Origin of the sequence: Lysobacter sp. CA199, from assembly GCF_052078715.1 — a bacterium.
GTDB lineage: Bacteria > Pseudomonadota > Gammaproteobacteria > Xanthomonadales > Xanthomonadaceae > Lysobacter.
On the sequence record NZ_JBQJIL010000015.1, the window covers coordinates 85,506 to 99,788 of the forward strand.

Sequence of the window (14,283 nt, forward strand, 5' to 3'; positions counted from 1 at the left end):
CATCGAGACATGGAGACTGTCTCCACCGGCGGACACAAGGACTCAGGGATGTACGTCCGCCGGATCGGAAAGGAATCCAATCTCAGGAGCTAACTTTATGAAATCTTTTGCCCTCATCGCCAAGTCGCTGGTTCTGTCGTTGCTGCTCGCCGGCAGCGCCTACGCCTCGGAGAAGGTCAATATCAACAGCGCCGACGCTGCCACGCTGGACCGCGTGCTGCTTAACGTCGGAGCGTCCAAGGCCGAAGCCATCGTCGCCTACCGTAAGGCCAATGGAGCCTTCCGCAGCGTCGAACAGCTGGCCTTGGTCAAGGGGATCGGGTTGAAAACGGTCGAAAAGAACCGTGACCGCATCGTGGTGGGGGGCGCGCCGCAAGGCCGGCCGACCAACACCGCCGGCGCCATCGCAGCACCGCGCGCCGCCAGTAAACGCTGAAACAACCTGCCGGCACCGTATGGATGCGGAGTCGGTAGCTGATCGGGCAAGGATGCCCGAAGGATTCGGGGGGAGGTCCCTGGACACGGAAGTATGTCGCTCCGCCGCGGAAGGATCCGCGGCGGGGCACACCAACCGAAACAACGCAGCCCCGCCGCTGCCACCCGAAGCAACAGATCCACACCCGCGCTTCACCCGCGTCGCATCCAAGGCCAAGCTAACTCCGCGGCCCACGGAAATGCCCTCGGCCATCAGCCGCCATCGCGCGAATCTCACCCGCGACACCCGAGCCTCCACTGCTCGCGCCCACGCTCGCCGTGTCCGTCCTTCCGGCTTGGGGCATCGGCCGCTAACGACTAGACTGCGGCATCGCTCAATTCAGCCCGCGCCATGTCCGACAGCCTGTCCTGGTCCATCCCCGCCAACGAGTACCGGCGCGAGCGCTGGCGCAACCAGTTCGGTTGGACTCGCCAGATCGTGTGCATGCGCCGCAGCGGCGACGACCTGGACCGCCCCACCGATGGCGAAGCATGGGACTGGCGCCTGTCGATCGCCGAGATCGAGCGCGATGCGCCGTTCTCCGCGTTTCCCGGTATCGATCGCGAACTGGTGCTGCTCAGCGGCAACGGCCTGCGCCTGCGTTTCGACGACGGCGAGGCCCACGAACTGCTGCCGCCGCACGACCGGTTGCGCTTTGCCGGCGAGCGCGAAGTGCACGGCGAACTGTTCGACGGCCCGACCCACGATTTCAACCTGATGTGGCGTCGCGACCGCGTTCGCGCCGAACTCTGGCACCGGCCGCTGGTCGGTCCGATGGTGATCTTCGCCGAGCCCCATCAAAGCTGGGCCGTGCACCTGCTGGCCGGTCAGGCGCGCTTCGCCGATGATTCCGGTCTGCCGCCGCTGCAGGCTGGCGACACCGCGATCCTCGCAGCCGGCAGCGAACGCCTGCGCAACGTGCTTGAAGGCGGCGGCGAGGTGCTGTTGGTGCGGGTCGCAGGGTTGCTTTGAAAGATACGACCAGAGCGCTTGCGCACGGCGACGACTTCGATGCTTGTTGCGAGCTGCGGGCTAAGCATGTGGACCAAGCAGAGTGTCGGGGCTGAAGCCCCTCCCACAAAAAACTTCGTGCCTACGAGGTCTGTTGTGAGGGGCTTCAGCCTCCCGCTCAGATCGCCGCTTCCAATCACCCCACTCACTATCGGCCTTCGTCAGCGCGAGGTCTTTTGTGGGAGGGGCTTCAGCCCCGACGCCTTTCGATCCCGTCGCGGCGCCCCAACCACTCGGGCTCAGTACACATCGCGCCGATAACGCCCGTCGGCTGCCATGCCTTCAAGTGCCTCGACGCCGACCGCCTCGCGCAAGGCCGTTTCCACGCCCGGCGCCATGCCCTCCAGGCTGCCGCAGACGTAGACCGCGGCGCCGCCGGCGATCCATTCGCGAACCGCTTCGATTCGCTCACGCAGCAGCTCCTGCACATAGATACGGCGCTGCCCATCGCGAGAAAACGCATAGTCGGCGCGTTCGATCAGTCCCTGCGCCAGCCAGGTTTCGAGTTCGTCGCGATAGTGCAGATCGCAAGCGGCGTTGCGTTCGCCGAACAGCAGCCAATTGCGATGGTGTCCGGCGGCGATGCGGGTCTTGAGCAATGCGCGCAAACCGGCCAGTCCGGTGCCATTGCCGATCAGGATCATCGGTCGCGCGTCGCCTGGCGCATGGAAGGACGCATTGCTGCGAATGCGCAGATCGATCCAAGCGCCCTGCGCCGCGTATTCGGTCAACCAGCCGCTGCCGACGCCCAGACTGCCGTCGTCGCGGCGCATCTGTCGGACCAACAGGCGCAGCGAGCCTTCGGCGGGAATCGAAGCGATCGAATACTCGCGATGCGGCAGAGGCGCCAACGCGTCGGCGATGGTTTGCGCGCTCATGCCGCGCATAGACTTGGGATCGGGCAGGCGCGAGCGCGCCAGCAGTTCGCCCAGCGTCGCGCTCGCGTCGTCCGTGCGCACTTGCGCGGAGCCGTCGTTGGCCGCGGCGACGAGCCAACGCGTGAGTTCGTCGGCGCCGTTGCGCGGCCCGATCTCGGCGATGTCGCCGGCCTGCCAGCTCAGCGGCGCAGCGTCGCCCGGCACCAGGTCGATATGGAACGCCGCGGCGCCGGCGCTGCCGGGATTGGACAGGCGGCGCTCGCGCAGGCGCCAGGATGCGTAGGACGGCGCGCTCCAGTCGGGCAGATCGGTGCGTCCGGCCAACAGGCCCAAATGGTGTTGCCAATGCCGCAGCGCGCCGGTTTCGCCGTTGTCGACCTCGACCAGGTCGAACAAGGGCTGCGCGCCGCAGTGGCGCAACCAATGCTCCAGGCGATGGCCGAACGCGCAGTACTCGTTGTATTCGCGATCGCCGAGTGCGAGCACGCCATACCCCAGTCCGGGCAGTTGCGCGGCGTGGCCCATGATCTTGCGCACGAAACCGGCCGCGATGTCGGGCGCATCGCCTTCGCCGGTAGTGCTGACGACGAACAAGGCGCGCGAATAGCGGGCGAGTTGCCGGGCATCCAGTGTGCCGAGCACGGCCAGATCAGCGCGCAGTCCGGCATCGCGCAACGCATCCCAACTGCGTCGCGCCAGTTGTTCGGCGAAACCGGTCTGGCTGGCGAACGCGACCAACCACTCGCCGCGCCCCTCGTTGGCGATCTGCGGCAAGGCCTGTTTGCGTGCGCTGCGCGCGCGCGATATCGCCACGTTGACCACGAAGCCGACGTAGGCGGCCACCAGCGCTGCAGCCGCCCACAGCCGCCCGCGGCCGGGCGAGGTCCAGCGCAGCGGCTCGGTCTGCCATTGCGACAGTGCGATCGCGAGCGCGGCCAGGGCGAGCAGGATCAGCGCATGGCCGATCAGCGAAAGATCGAGCGAACGCGGCTTGGGATCGGGGATCGACGGATCGGACATCGAATTCATGCGCAACGTTGCCGGGCGACGAAGCCCGGGGTGGTGCGGGTGACCAGACCATCGCCTTCGCGCAGCACGAACAGCGCGGCGAGCCGGCGGCGGTTGGCATAGGCCATGCCGGCGTGCGCGCCGAGCACGGTCAGCGCGGTGGCGAGCGCGTCGGCATGCATGCAGTGCGGGTGCAACACCGTCACCGAAGCCACCGTGTTGTCGATCGGCGCGCCGCTGTGCGGGTCGAGCGTGTGGGAGTAGCGTCGCTGGCCGGCGTCGAAGTAGCGACGGTAATCGCCCGAGGTTGCGATCGACAGCCCGTCGAGCGTGATCACCGCGGCGGCTTCCTCGTCGCTGCCGCCGGGTTGTTCCACCGCCACGCGCCACGCCGAGCCGTCGGGCTTGCGTCCGTGCCCACGCAGTTCGCCGCCGACTTCGACCAGACAATCGGCGATGCCTTGCGCGAGCAGCCAGTCGGCGACGCGGTCGATGCCGTAGCCCTTGGCGATGGACGACAGATCGAGGCAGGCGCCGCCGGGTTGCGACAGTCGCCGCTGGGCCGGGTCGTAAGCGAGCCGGCGCCAATCCACGCGTCGGCGCGCGCGGCTCAGCGCATCGTCGTCGGGTGCCTGCGCGCGAGCGCCGATCGGGCCGAAACCCCATGCGTCGGTCAACGGCCCCACGGTCGGGTCGTAGGCGCCGTCGGTGTCGGCGGCCAGCGCGAGCGCCGCGTCCAGCACCTGCGCGAACTCGGCCGGCAGCGTATGCGTGCTGCCGGCCTCGGCGCGGTTATAGCGGCTGATGTCCGAATCGTCCCGCCAGGTGCTCATCTGCTCGACGACCTGGTCCAGGCAGGCCTGGATGCCGCGTTCGAGCCCAGGCAGCGCCGTTGCAGCGGCGACCAGCTTGACCGACCAGCGCGTGCCCATCGTCGCACCTTGCAAGGTGTGCAAGGCCGATGGCGTGGCGGCGAAGCCGTGCGGATGCGTCGCGGTCGTGCTCATCGCGCCCGACCACGACCACATCGTTGGCGGCTCCGCCCGACGCATGCCGGTTTACTGCGGCAGCACTTCGAACACGGCCACGTAGCTCAGACGGCGCTGTTTGGCGTCGGGCAGGGTGGTCTTGTTGTCTTCGCTGGCCGTTTCCAGCCAGTACATGCCGGCTTGCGGCCACTTCACTTCGAACTTGCCGTCGGCGCCGGTGGTGACGTGGATTTCGTCCTGCTGATTGCGGTAGCGGGTCGCGCCCGGAACGATCTCGATCTTTAGGCCCGAAGCCGGCTTGCCGTCGACGAGCAGTTGGAAGCTCGCCGACTCGCCGGCGAACAGATCGTTGGGATGGGTCACCGGCACCAGCTCGATGCCCTTGCCGGTGGTCTTGAACACGGTGGTGCTCGGCTTGCCGACGGTGGCGAAGGTCTCCACCCGGCCCAGGCTTTCGGACGCGCTGATCTCGGTCGCGCCGGCCGGGATGCCGGTCTTGAACTCGCTGGCCTTGCCGCGCCAGCGCTTGGCTTCGCCGCCGAGCTTGTAGCTGGCGAACATGCCCTCGTTGTTCATCGCGATCTTGTAGGTGCCTTCCTGCTCGAGCTGCAGGTCGAACACGCTGCGCAGCTTGCCGGTCGAGCCGTTCTGCGCCTTGACGCTGCTGCCGTCCGGCGCGGTGACTTGCAGACGTTCCAGCGGCAACGGCACGTGGTTGAAGTAGAACAAGTCGTTGGACACGGCGGCATCGACCGTGATCCACGAGCCCTTCTCGGAAAACACGGTCTGCGACGGCTGCAGCCAGGCCTTGTGCGCTTGCGCGGTGCCGGTCAGTCCGAGGGTGAGCGCTGTGGCGATGGCGAGGATTTTGAGGTTCATGGCTTGGGGTCCGGGAGTCGTGATTGGGGATTCGGGATTGGCAAAAACGGATGCGTAGCGGGCGGGAGAGACGTGGGCATGGGCGGCTGTCGAATCCCAAATCCCGAATCTCCAATCCCGGCTCTTAGGGCTTCACAGCCACCTTGACCTTGCCCAACTCGGTCTTGCCCTGCGCCGACAGGCTCTGCGCCTTGGCCGGCCACTCGAACGGGATCGTCAGCATCTCGCGGCCGCCGACTTCGCGCGCGGCTTCCACGACCAGGGTGTAGCTGCCCGGCGCCAGGCCGGCGAGCTGCTTGCTGTTGCCCTTGAAGTTCAGCGCATGCGCGCCGACCGGACGGGTGGCCCCGCTGACGCCGTCGACCGGCATGCTCAAGGTGCGGCCGCTGCGCCGCCACCACTGGCGCATGTCCTTGAGCCACTTGGTGCCTTCGTCGTTCTTCATGTCGACGTCGTACCAGACGGCGAGGTTGCTCGCCACGGTGTTGTCGGCTTTCTCGATCCACGCCGCGACGTAGGGACGGTGGTACTCGGCGGCGTTGATCCGCGGAATCTCGATGTTGAGTTCCAGATCGGCCGCGAACGCGGGCAGCGGCAGCGCCAGCGCGGGAATCAGAACCTTGAACGACGACAATTTCATGACTCGCTCCTGCAGTGCTTGAAGACGGTTGTTCGAAGACGGATGTTCAATGCATGAAAAGAACGATGACCAGCAGCGGAATCGCCAGACCGGCCGCGACCAGCGGCCAGGTCTTGCCGCGCTGGCGTGCGTGCAACTGCAACAGCCACAGGCCGGTGAAGGCGAACAGCAGGCAGGCGATCGCGAACAGGTCGATGAACCAGCGCCACGCAGCGCCGGTGTTGCGGCCCTTGTGCAGATCGTTGAGCCAGGCGATCCAGCCGCGATCGGTGCGTTCGTACTCGATCGCGCCGCTTTCGCGGTCGATGCTGATCCAGGCGTCGCCGCCGGGACGCGGCAGTGAAACGTAGACCTCGGAGTCGGACCACTCGCCCTTGCGGCCGACGGTACGCACGTCCAACGCATCGTTGAGCCAGTCGTCGACGGCGCCGGGCAACGGCGCATCGGCGGGGTGTTCGCCCTTGAGGCCGCGCAACAAGCTCGCCGGCAAGACTTCCTTGACGTTGACCACGCGCGGTTCGGACTCGATCTGGGCGGCGTGGTTCAAGGTGATGCCGGTGACCGAGAACAGCAGCAGCGCGATCAGGCTCAGCGCGGCGCTGATCCAATGCCAGCGGTGCAGGGTCTTGAGCCAATAGGAGCGACGATTAACATCGATCGTCCCCGAAGCGGCCTTGACCCGCCCAGCTTTGACCGATCCGGTCCTGACCGCGCGTTCGTCGTCGCCTGCCGCATTCACGTCTGGCTCCAGCGCCGCAGCAGGTTGTGATACACGCCGGTCAGCTGCACCAGCGCCGGATGGTCGGGCACGTCCGCGGTCAATCGTCGGATCGACACATCCAGTTCGAACATCAGCCGACGCTGCGAATCCTCGCTGACCAGGCTCTGGATCCAGAAGAACGAAGCGATGCGCTCGCCGCGCGTGACCGGCGTGACCTTGTGCAGGCTGGTGCCCGGATACAGCACCAGATCACCGGCCGCGAGCTTCACCGGGTGGGTGCCGTAGGTGTCTTCGATGACCAGTTCGCCGCCGTCGTATTCCTCCGGCGCACTGAGGAACAAGGTCGCCGACAGGTCGGTGCGCACCGCGTCCATGCCGCCGCGGCTGCGGTCGTAGCGGATCGCGTTGTCGACGTGGAAGCCGAACGACTGGCCGCCGGCGTAGCGGTTGAACAACGGCGGATACACCCGTTGCGGCAACGCGGCGGAGAAGAAGGTGGGATTCTTCGACAGGGCGTCGAGAATCAACGGGCCCAGTTCGCGCGCGACCGGATCGCTCTCCGGCAATTGCGCGTTGTCCTTGGCCTTGGCCGACTGATGGCCGGCGGTGATGCGTCCATCGGCCCACCCGGCCTGATCCAGGCGCGCCCGGCAATGAGCGACCTGTTCGGCGGTGAGAACCTTGGGAACGTGCAGCAGCATGGGTTTCCTCGATGCGGCCGCCCGGGGGAGAGACCCGGGCGGCGCGCGCGGACGGTGGAAGTCCGATTAGAACGTGAACCCGGCGCGGCGTGCTACTGGCCGCGCCGGGGTGTCTCGCTCCAACAGATCGATCAGAACGAGAAGTTGGCGCTCAGCACGAACTGGCGGCCGTCACCCGGCGTCGCCCAACCGTTGTTGCGGATGCGGGTGTAGTACTTCTCGTCCGTGAGGTTGTTGACGTTGAGCTGCAGCTGGGCCGAGCGGTTGATCTTGTAGGCGGCCATCGCGCGGTGGGTCCAGAAGCTGTCGTAGGTGGTCAGCGGGCCGTTGACGTTGGTGGCGCTGTGCTGGGTCATCCAGATCTTGCCCTGGTAGGTCGCGCCGTAGCCGAGCTGCCACTTCGGGCTGAGGTCGTAGGTGGTCCACAGGCTGAAGGAATGCTCCGGCACCGAAGTCAGGCGATCGCCGCGGGTGTAGTCCTGGTTCAGGCCGGCCTGACGGTCGGACACGCCCTGCAGCACTTCGCTGTCGAGGAAGGCGTAGTTGGCGTAGACCGCCCACTGGTCGGTGATCAGGCCCGACACACCCAGCATCACGCCGTCGACGCGCGCCTGGCCGTCGAGCTGCTGCAGGCCGGACAGATTGTTCGGGTTGTCGAGGTCGGCGACCTTGTAGTTCTTGCGGTCGTTGCGGAACACCGAGCCGGTCAGCGCCAAGCGGCCGTCCATGAAGTCCCACTTGGTGCCGATCTCATAATTGACCGTGGTTTCCGGATCGACCGAGCAGGTCTGCGCGGAGCACTGACCGTTGACCGAAGCCTTCGACGGGGTCTTGGAGTTGCCATAGGCGATGTAGATGCTGCCGTTCTCGACCGGCTTGAACACCAGGCCGGCGCGGTAGGAGAACAGATCGTCGTTGCTCTTGAGCGGCACGCCGTAGCCGGTGACCGTGCCGATCGGCTGCGGCGGCAGCGCGCCGCCGACGGTGGTCGGCGCCTGCACCACGGCGGCGATATTGGTTTCGCCCTCGTTGCGCTCATAGCGCGCGCCCAGGCTCAACTGCCACTGTTCGTTGAACTTCAGGGTGTCGAACACGTACAGCGCGCGGTTGTCGAGCTCGCCCTCGGTGCGGCCGGTCAGGGTGCGGTTGAGCGGGCCGCGGTAGATGTGGTCCGGGTTGGCGATGTTCATCTGCGGCAGGCCGTTGATGAACGGGTTGGTGCCGTTGGGATTGCGGAAATCGCTGGTGACGTCCAGGTCGAAGGTTTCGTGCAGGATCGAGAAGCCGGCGACCAGGGTGTGCTCGATCGGACCGGTGTCGAAATTGGCGGTCAGGTCGGTCTGGTTGTAGATCGTGGTGTTGCGGGTGTCGCGGCCGTAACCGCGCGGGCCGCTCGGGCTGTAGTTGCCCGGACGGGTGGCGCCGCAACTGGCGCCGGTCGGGGTGAAGCCGTTGTCCAGGCACCAGGTGCCCTGCACGGCATCGACCAGCGAGAACTGGTCGACTTGCTGCCAACGGGTCAGGTTGCGGACCTTGAAGTCATCGTTGAAAGAATGCTCGATGATCGAGGTCACCGAATCCAGATCGATGTCCTGCTTGTCGATGTTGCTGTAGCCGTAGTAGTTGCCGCGGTCGATGCCGGGCAGCACGTCGCCGTTGAAGAACGGCAGGCCGTATTGCGGGGTGTTGTCGTCTTCCTGGTGCAGGTAATTCAGCGTCCAGGTGGTGTCGCTGCCCAGGCCGAAGGCGAGCGAGGCGGCCACGCCCCAGCGCTGATTGCTTTCGACATCGCGGCCCGGCACGTCGTTCTGGTGCGCCATCGCGTTCAGGCGCAGCGCGGTGCTTTCGCCGATCACGAAGTTGCTGTCGGTGGTCAGTCGCGCATAGCCGTCGGTGCCGCCGCCGATGGAGGCCTTGTGGAACTCGTTGAGGCCGGCGTACTTGCTGACCAGGTTGATGGTGCCACCCACGGACCCAGCGCCCGAATACACCGAGTTCGCGCCGTTGATGACTTCCACCGCTTCCAGGTTGAACGGATCGGTGCGGCTGTACAGACCGCTGTCGCGCACGCCGTCGACGGTGATGTCACTGTCGGCGTTGAAGCCGCGCAGGTTGATCTTGTCGCCGAAACCGCCGCCGCCTTCGCCGGCGCCGAAGGTGATGCCGGGCAGGGTGCTGAGGATGTCGGTCAGCGAGAGCAGGTTCTGCCCGTCGATGGTGTTGCGGTCGATCACGGTGATGGTCTGCGGGGTGTCGCGCAGGTTCGCGGTGTACTTGCCGCTGCTGGCCTTCTGGATGCGGTGACCGTGGACTTCGACGCCTTCGACGTCCTTGGCCTGCGGAGCGGGCGCCGGAGCGGCGAAAGAGGGCAGGCTGATGGCTAGAGCGAGCGCGCCGGCAAGCGGCGACACGACGAACTTCGTGGTCGACATGGGAATCTCTGGGGCAGGAAAAAGGCGGTGCGAAACAAGTCCGCGAAAACAGGCGACGGCACGAAGCCGCGCGTCAGGCCGCGATCTTAATGAGATGAATTCTCATTTGCAACGAAAAATGAACGCGATGGGCTGCCTGTAACCGTTTTCGCCGTATGGATGTGCGTAAACGGGTTGCTGAATGAGCGATTGGTCGCGTTTTTGGGGGCGCGACACAGCCGGCTGGAAGTCGGGAAGTCGGAAGCCAGCCTGGGAGGCTGGACAGATGAAGCTGGGAGCAGAAGGCCGTCGGGCCAGAAAGAAGCCAGGAAACCCTGCGGGCCACTGCGGCCACCGCCCGACCCGACCAAGTCGCGGCCCCCAACTCAGCGCAGCCACGAGGTCTGTTGTGGGAGGGGCTTCAGCCCCGACGCTTTCTTCTCAGATCGCGGCATTGCCTTGACCCGAGAAGGGAGCTCAGTTGCGTGGCAACCGGATAAAAAAGCGTCGGGGCTGAAGCCCCTCCCACAAAAGACTTCGAGGCTGCAGCTCCATCCACAAAAGACTTCGAGGCTGCAGTTCCACCCACACAGCGCGCGGGGCTGCACTCCTCCACCCAGACATCGCGGTACCTGTAGGAGCGGCGCGAGCCGCGACTGCGAATTCGCAGTGACCGCGCAGGTTTCGGCGTGGTTGCATTGGCGTAGTCGCGGCTTGCGCCGCTCCTACAGGGGCTGGAGGCTCGATCTCGGGACTTCGTTGCCCAAGCCCGTCCAAAGAGATGTCGCGGCTTCGCGACGCGCGCTATCTGCGCGAACGGCGTCGCTCCGCGCGTTTATTCGCGGTCATCGCGGGTCCACACCCCGCCGTCTTCGATCTTGACCGGGAACTTCGGTACCGGCTCATATGCCGGCGCGCACAGCGGCCGACCGTCGCGGACGTCGAAGCGCGCGCCGTGCAGCACGCACTCGATGGTCGCCGCCTCGCCGTCGAAGGCGCCCGAGGATAGTTCGAAGTCCTCGTGCGAACAGCGATCTTCCAGCGCGTAATAGTCGCCGTCGTAGTTGCAGACGAAGATCGCCGTGTCGCCGTCCCAAGCGACGGTGGATTCGCCGGGCAGCAATTGCGAGGTGGCGCAGACGAAGACCCAATCGCCCATGGCGTGCTTTCCTGAAGCTGGCGGTGCGAGCGGCTAGTTTAAAGCCGGCGGCCGGTCGGCACGAGGCGCGGCCGCACGGCGGGTCAGAGGGTCTTTTCCAGCACTTCGAAGCGCAGGTCGTCGCGCTTGGGCAGGCCGAAACGTTCGTCGCCGTAAGGGAAGGGCTTGAGCCGGCCGGTGCGGACGTAGCCGCGGCGCTCGTAGAAGGCGATCAACTCGTCGCGGATATCGATCACGGTCATGCGCATCGCCGGCAGGCGCCATTCCTCGCGGACGATGCGCTCGGCTTCGTCGATCACCTGCTTGCCGATGCCGCCGCCCTGCAGGTTGGGCTGGACCGAGAACATGCCGAAGTAGCCGGCGCCTTCTTCTTCGGCCACGTGCGCGCAGGCCAGCAGCGCGCGGGATTCGTCGCCGCGTTCGGCGATGAGAATCACGCTGTGCGGCTTGCCCAGGCATTCGTTGATGTCGTCGGCACCGGTGCGGCGGCCTTCGAGGAAGTCGGCTTCGGTGGTCCAGCCGGCGCGGCTGGAGTCGCCGCGGTAGGCCGATTCGACCAGCGCGACCAGCGCATCGGTGTCGGCGGCGGTGGCGTGACGGAAAACCAGGGGAGTAGCGGCGATGGCGGATGACATGGCGGGCGGGGCCGTTGCGAATGGATGAAGGCGTACGTGGATACGGTCGGGGCGAGGGCCGTTGCGATGTTAGTACGGAACCGGTGCGGCGCCGCCGCGACCCAGGCACGGGCCGCGGTGTCCGGCCGCGCGCTCCGGCTCAGGCCAGCAGCTTGCGCACCTTGTGCAGGGCGGCGACGAAGGCGTCGATCTCTTCGAAGGTGTTGTAGTAGGCCAGCGAGGCGCGGCAGGTCGCCGGCACGCCGAAGTGCTGCATCAGCGGATGCGCGCAGTGGTGGCCCGAGCGGATCGCCACGCCTTCCAGGTCGAGCAGGGTGGCCAGGTCGTGCGCGTGCGCGCCTTCGATCAGGAAGCTGACCACCGCGGCCTTTTCCTGCGCGGTACCGAAGATGCGCAGGCCCGGGACGTCGCTCAGCGCCTGGTTGAAGCGGGTCAGCAGCGCCTGTTCGCGCGCTTCGATGTTGACCATGCCCAGGTTCGACAGATAGTCCACCGCCGCGCCGAGCCCGGCGAAACCGGCGATGTTGGGCGTGCCGGCTTCGAAGCGGCGCGGACCGTCGGCGAACACAGTGCCTTCGAAACGCACTTCCTTGATCATCTCGCCGCCGCCGATGAACGGCGGCATCGCTTCGAGATGTTCGCGTCGCGCCCACAGCGCGCCGGTGCCGGTCGGGCCGCTCATCTTGTGGCCGGTGATCACGTAGAAATCGCAGCCGATCGCGGCGATGTCCAGCGGCCGGTGCGGTGCGGCCTGCGAACCGTCGATCAGGGTGGCGATGCCGCGCTTTCGCGCTTCGCGGCAGATCTCGCGCACCGGGTTGACGGTGCCGAGCACGTTGGACACATGGGTCAGCGCGAGCAGCTTCACCTCGGGGGTGAGCAGCGAATACAGCTGATCCAGATTCAGCTGGCCGCGTTCGTCGATCTCGGTGACCTTGATCGTCGCACCCGTGCGCTGGGCGACCAACTGCCACGGCACGATGTTGGCGTGATGCTCCATGCGCGTGAGCACGATCGCATCGCCGGGCTTGAGCCGCGGCAGCGCCCAGGAGTAAGCGACGAGGTTGATCGCGAAGGTCGTGCCGCTGCACAGCACCAACTCATCGACACGCACGTTCAAGAAGCGCGCGAGCTTGGCGCGGGCGCCTTCGTAGGTTTCGGTCGCCTCGGTGCCCAGCGTATGCACCGCGCGGCTGACGTTGGCGTTGTGATGGCGATAGAAATCGTCGACCGCCTCGATCACCGCGTTGGGCTTCTGCCCGGTATTGGCCGAGTCGAAATAGATCAGCGGCTTGCCGTGGACCTGGCGGGTCAGCACCGGGAAATCGGCGCGCACGGCGGCCCAGTCGATGGCGGTCGGATGGAGAGCGGCGTTCATCAGGTGGGGGCCTCGTGGTCGCCAGGGTTGGGGTGGTTACGGTCTATCGGAACGGGCGAGCGCCGATGCGCGCGACGCAGCGCGGCGCCGGCGGGCGCTCAAACGATTTGCAGACGCTCCAGCGCCAGATTCAGCCGCACCTCGAGCATCGCGTGCGCGGCCGGATCCTCGATCACCGCCAAGGTCTCGCGACAGAACGCGGTGGTCAGCAGCGCCCGCGCCGTCTCGGCCGGCAGGCCGCGCGAACGCAGGTAGAACAAGGCGTTGGCGTCGAGCTGGCCGACGGTCGCGCCGTGCGCGGCCTGCACTTCGTCGGCGTGGATCTCCAACACCGGCTGGGTGTCGATCTCGGCGCCTTCGCTGAGCAGAAGATTCTTGTTCGACAGCGAGGCATTGCTGCCGTCGGCGCCTTCGCGGATCAGGATGCCGCCGTGGAACGCGGCGCGCGAACGGCCGGCGCCGAGGCCGCGCCAGGTCAGCTCGCACTGGGTGTCGCGGCCGACATGGTCGATCCCCAGGCGGGTATCGAGATGGCGCCGGCCGGTGGCCAGCAGCACGCCGTTGGCGTGGACCTGCGCGCCTTCGCCGTGCAGCGCCGCGTTGAGTTCGTGACGCGCCAGCGCAGCGCCCAGTTCCAGGTCAATGCGGCGGTAGCGCGCGCCGCGTGCGAGCACCGCGTCGGTGCGCGCGAACACCGTCGCGCCGAGCGCTTCGTCCTGCACGCGCGCATGCGACAAGGTCGCGTTCGGTGCGAGATGAACGTGGGTCAGGCTGTTGGACAGATGATGGTGGATGTCGGTGGCGATCTGATGCTCGACCACGCTCAGCGATGCGCCTTCGCGCAGTTCGATCAGGTGGCGCAAATGCCAGGCCAGATCGCCGGAATTCGGGTTGCCGAGGAACACCAGATGCACGGTGGTGGCTTGCGCCTGCACGCCCGCGTCCACGCGCAACACCGCGCCTTCGTCGGCCAGCGCGGCGTTGAGCCGGGCGAAGACTTCGTCGGCGCGATCGAAGCGGCGGGCGAGGAAGTTGGCTTCGCGCGCGTCGTCGGCGGCCAGCACTTGCGACAGCGGCAGCAGCGACACGCCCGCCGGCAGGCCGGACAGGTCCGAATGCGCGGCGTCGAAGCGGCCGTTGTGGAACACGATGCGCGGCGCGGGAATGCCGGCGATCGCAGCCGCGTCGAAGCCGGCCGGCGCGTGCCCGGCGCTGGCGAAGGCGCGCCGTTCCAGCGCGCGCAGCGGCGTGTATTTCCAGGCCTCGGTGCGCGGCCCGGGCAGGCCGTCGCGCAGGACGGCGTCGAGCGCGGCGCGGCGGGTGGCGCCGAGTCCGGCGGCCTCGCGCGCGGCCAGGGCGTCGAACGACGCGGCGAATGCGTCGAGCAGGGCGCTCATC

14 protein-coding genes are annotated in these 14,283 nt (G+C 66.9%); 2 read left to right on the forward strand and 12 right to left on the reverse strand.

Annotated features, from left to right (window positions below):
- Positions 1 to 97: 97 nt before the first annotated feature.
- Together ACTOWJ_RS25180 and ACTOWJ_RS25185 are read left to right on the forward strand one after the other, a co-directional pair.
- Positions 98 to 436 (forward strand): ComEA family DNA-binding protein, encoded by a 339-nt coding sequence (locus ACTOWJ_RS25180; protein ID WP_441337367.1) that lies wholly within the window; start codon positions 98 to 100, stop codon positions 434 to 436.
- A 390-nt stretch (positions 437 to 826) separates the two neighbouring features.
- Complete coding sequence (locus ACTOWJ_RS25185; protein WP_441337368.1) at positions 827 to 1,447, forward strand: HutD/Ves family protein; 621 nt, start codon at positions 827 to 829, stop codon at positions 1,445 to 1,447.
- A gap of 60 nt (positions 1,448 to 1,507) precedes the next feature.
- Here the strand turns inward: ACTOWJ_RS25185 and ACTOWJ_RS25190 are convergent, their stop codons facing one another.
- The 12 genes from ACTOWJ_RS25190 to sufD all read right to left on the reverse strand — a co-directional run bounded on the left by ACTOWJ_RS25190 (position 1,508) and on the right by sufD (position 14,282).
- The gene (locus ACTOWJ_RS25190) at positions 1,508 to 1,729 is read right to left on the reverse strand and encodes a DUF6053 domain-containing protein (protein ID WP_441337480.1); all 222 of its coding nucleotides are present in this window, start codon (positions 1,727 to 1,729) and stop codon (positions 1,508 to 1,510) included.
- Positions 1,726 to 3,393 (reverse strand): sulfite reductase subunit alpha, encoded by a 1,668-nt coding sequence (locus ACTOWJ_RS25195; RefSeq protein WP_441337369.1) that lies wholly within the window; start codon positions 3,391 to 3,393, stop codon positions 1,726 to 1,728. The genes ACTOWJ_RS25190 and ACTOWJ_RS25195 overlap by 4 nt, the downstream gene beginning before the upstream one ends.
- Positions 3,390 to 4,400, reverse strand: a complete 1,011-nt coding sequence (locus ACTOWJ_RS25200; RefSeq protein WP_441337370.1) for an FAD:protein FMN transferase — start codon at positions 4,398 to 4,400, stop codon at positions 3,390 to 3,392. Before ACTOWJ_RS25200 ends, ACTOWJ_RS25195 begins: the two co-directional genes overlap by 4 nt.
- A 30-nt stretch (positions 4,401 to 4,430) precedes the next feature.
- The gene (locus ACTOWJ_RS25205; RefSeq protein WP_441337371.1) at positions 4,431 to 5,240 is read right to left on the reverse strand and encodes a DUF4198 domain-containing protein; all 810 of its coding nucleotides are present in this window, start codon (positions 5,238 to 5,240) and stop codon (positions 4,431 to 4,433) included.
- Positions 5,241 to 5,364: 124 nt separating this feature from the next.
- Positions 5,365 to 5,880 carry a DUF2271 domain-containing protein gene (locus ACTOWJ_RS25210; RefSeq protein ID WP_441337372.1) on the reverse strand — a complete coding sequence of 172 codons (516 nt, stop codon included), beginning with the start codon at positions 5,878 to 5,880 and terminating at the stop codon, positions 5,365 to 5,367.
- Positions 5,881 to 5,926: 46 nt separating this feature from the next.
- Entirely contained in the window at positions 5,927 to 6,538 is a 612-nt protein-coding gene (locus ACTOWJ_RS25215) for a PepSY-associated TM helix domain-containing protein (RefSeq protein WP_441337481.1), read from the reverse strand.
- A 77-nt stretch (positions 6,539 to 6,615) separates the two neighbouring features.
- On the reverse strand, positions 6,616 to 7,302 hold the full coding sequence (locus ACTOWJ_RS25220) for a Fe2+-dependent dioxygenase (protein WP_441337373.1): 687 nt from the start codon (positions 7,300 to 7,302) through the stop codon (positions 6,616 to 6,618).
- 131 nt (positions 7,303 to 7,433) lie between these two features.
- Positions 7,434 to 9,734 carry a TonB-dependent receptor gene (locus tag ACTOWJ_RS25225; RefSeq protein ID WP_441337374.1) on the reverse strand — a complete coding sequence of 767 codons (2,301 nt, stop codon included), beginning with the start codon at positions 9,732 to 9,734 and terminating at the stop codon, positions 7,434 to 7,436.
- A gap of 814 nt (positions 9,735 to 10,548) precedes the next feature.
- A complete protein-coding gene (locus tag ACTOWJ_RS25230) occupies positions 10,549 to 10,872 on the reverse strand; it encodes a Rieske (2Fe-2S) protein (RefSeq protein ID WP_441337375.1) in 324 nt (107 codons plus the stop codon).
- 83 nt (positions 10,873 to 10,955) lie between these two features.
- Positions 10,956 to 11,507 (reverse strand): GNAT family N-acetyltransferase, encoded by a 552-nt coding sequence (locus ACTOWJ_RS25235; protein WP_441337376.1) that lies wholly within the window; start codon positions 11,505 to 11,507, stop codon positions 10,956 to 10,958.
- Positions 11,508 to 11,646: 139 nt separating this feature from the next.
- Positions 11,647 to 12,885, reverse strand: coding sequence for a cysteine desulfurase (locus ACTOWJ_RS25240; RefSeq protein WP_441337377.1), 1,239 nt, complete (start codon positions 12,883 to 12,885; stop codon positions 11,647 to 11,649).
- 98 nt (positions 12,886 to 12,983) lie between these two features.
- Positions 12,984 to 14,282, reverse strand: coding sequence for a Fe-S cluster assembly protein SufD (gene sufD, locus ACTOWJ_RS25245; RefSeq protein WP_441337378.1), 1,299 nt, complete (start codon positions 14,280 to 14,282; stop codon positions 12,984 to 12,986).
- Between the last annotated feature and the right edge of the window lies 1 nt (position 14,283).

Excerpts from the sequence above, each read along its gene's own strand:
- ACTOWJ_RS25235 (WP_441337376.1), bottom strand. The coding sequence starts at position 11,507 with ATGTCATCCGCCATCGCCGCTACTCCCCTGGTTTTCCGTCACGCCACC.
- ACTOWJ_RS25205 (WP_441337371.1), bottom strand. The coding sequence starts at position 5,240 with ATGAACCTCAAAATCCTCGCCATCGCCACAGCGCTCACCCTCGGACTG.
- ACTOWJ_RS25230 (WP_441337375.1), bottom strand. The coding sequence starts at position 10,872 with ATGGGCGATTGGGTCTTCGTCTGCGCCACCTCGCAATTGCTGCCCGGC.
- ACTOWJ_RS25180 (WP_441337367.1), top strand. The coding sequence starts at position 98 with ATGAAATCTTTTGCCCTCATCGCCAAGTCGCTGGTTCTGTCGTTGCTG.
- sufD (WP_441337378.1), bottom strand. The coding sequence starts at position 14,282 with ATGAGCGCCCTGCTCGACGCATTCGCCGCGTCGTTCGACGCCCTGGCC.
- ACTOWJ_RS25210 (WP_441337372.1), bottom strand. The coding sequence starts at position 5,880 with ATGAAATTGTCGTCGTTCAAGGTTCTGATTCCCGCGCTGGCGCTGCCG.
- ACTOWJ_RS25200 (WP_441337370.1), bottom strand. The coding sequence starts at position 4,400 with ATGTGGTCGTGGTCGGGCGCGATGAGCACGACCGCGACGCATCCGCAC.
- ACTOWJ_RS25185 (WP_441337368.1), top strand. The coding sequence starts at position 827 with ATGTCCGACAGCCTGTCCTGGTCCATCCCCGCCAACGAGTACCGGCGC.
- ACTOWJ_RS25220 (WP_441337373.1), bottom strand. The coding sequence starts at position 7,302 with ATGCTGCTGCACGTTCCCAAGGTTCTCACCGCCGAACAGGTCGCTCAT.
- ACTOWJ_RS25225 (WP_441337374.1), bottom strand. The coding sequence starts at position 9,734 with ATGTCGACCACGAAGTTCGTCGTGTCGCCGCTTGCCGGCGCGCTCGCT.
- ACTOWJ_RS25195 (WP_441337369.1), bottom strand. The coding sequence starts at position 3,393 with ATGAATTCGATGTCCGATCCGTCGATCCCCGATCCCAAGCCGCGTTCG.
- ACTOWJ_RS25240 (WP_441337377.1), bottom strand. The coding sequence starts at position 12,885 with ATGAACGCCGCTCTCCATCCGACCGCCATCGACTGGGCCGCCGTGCGC.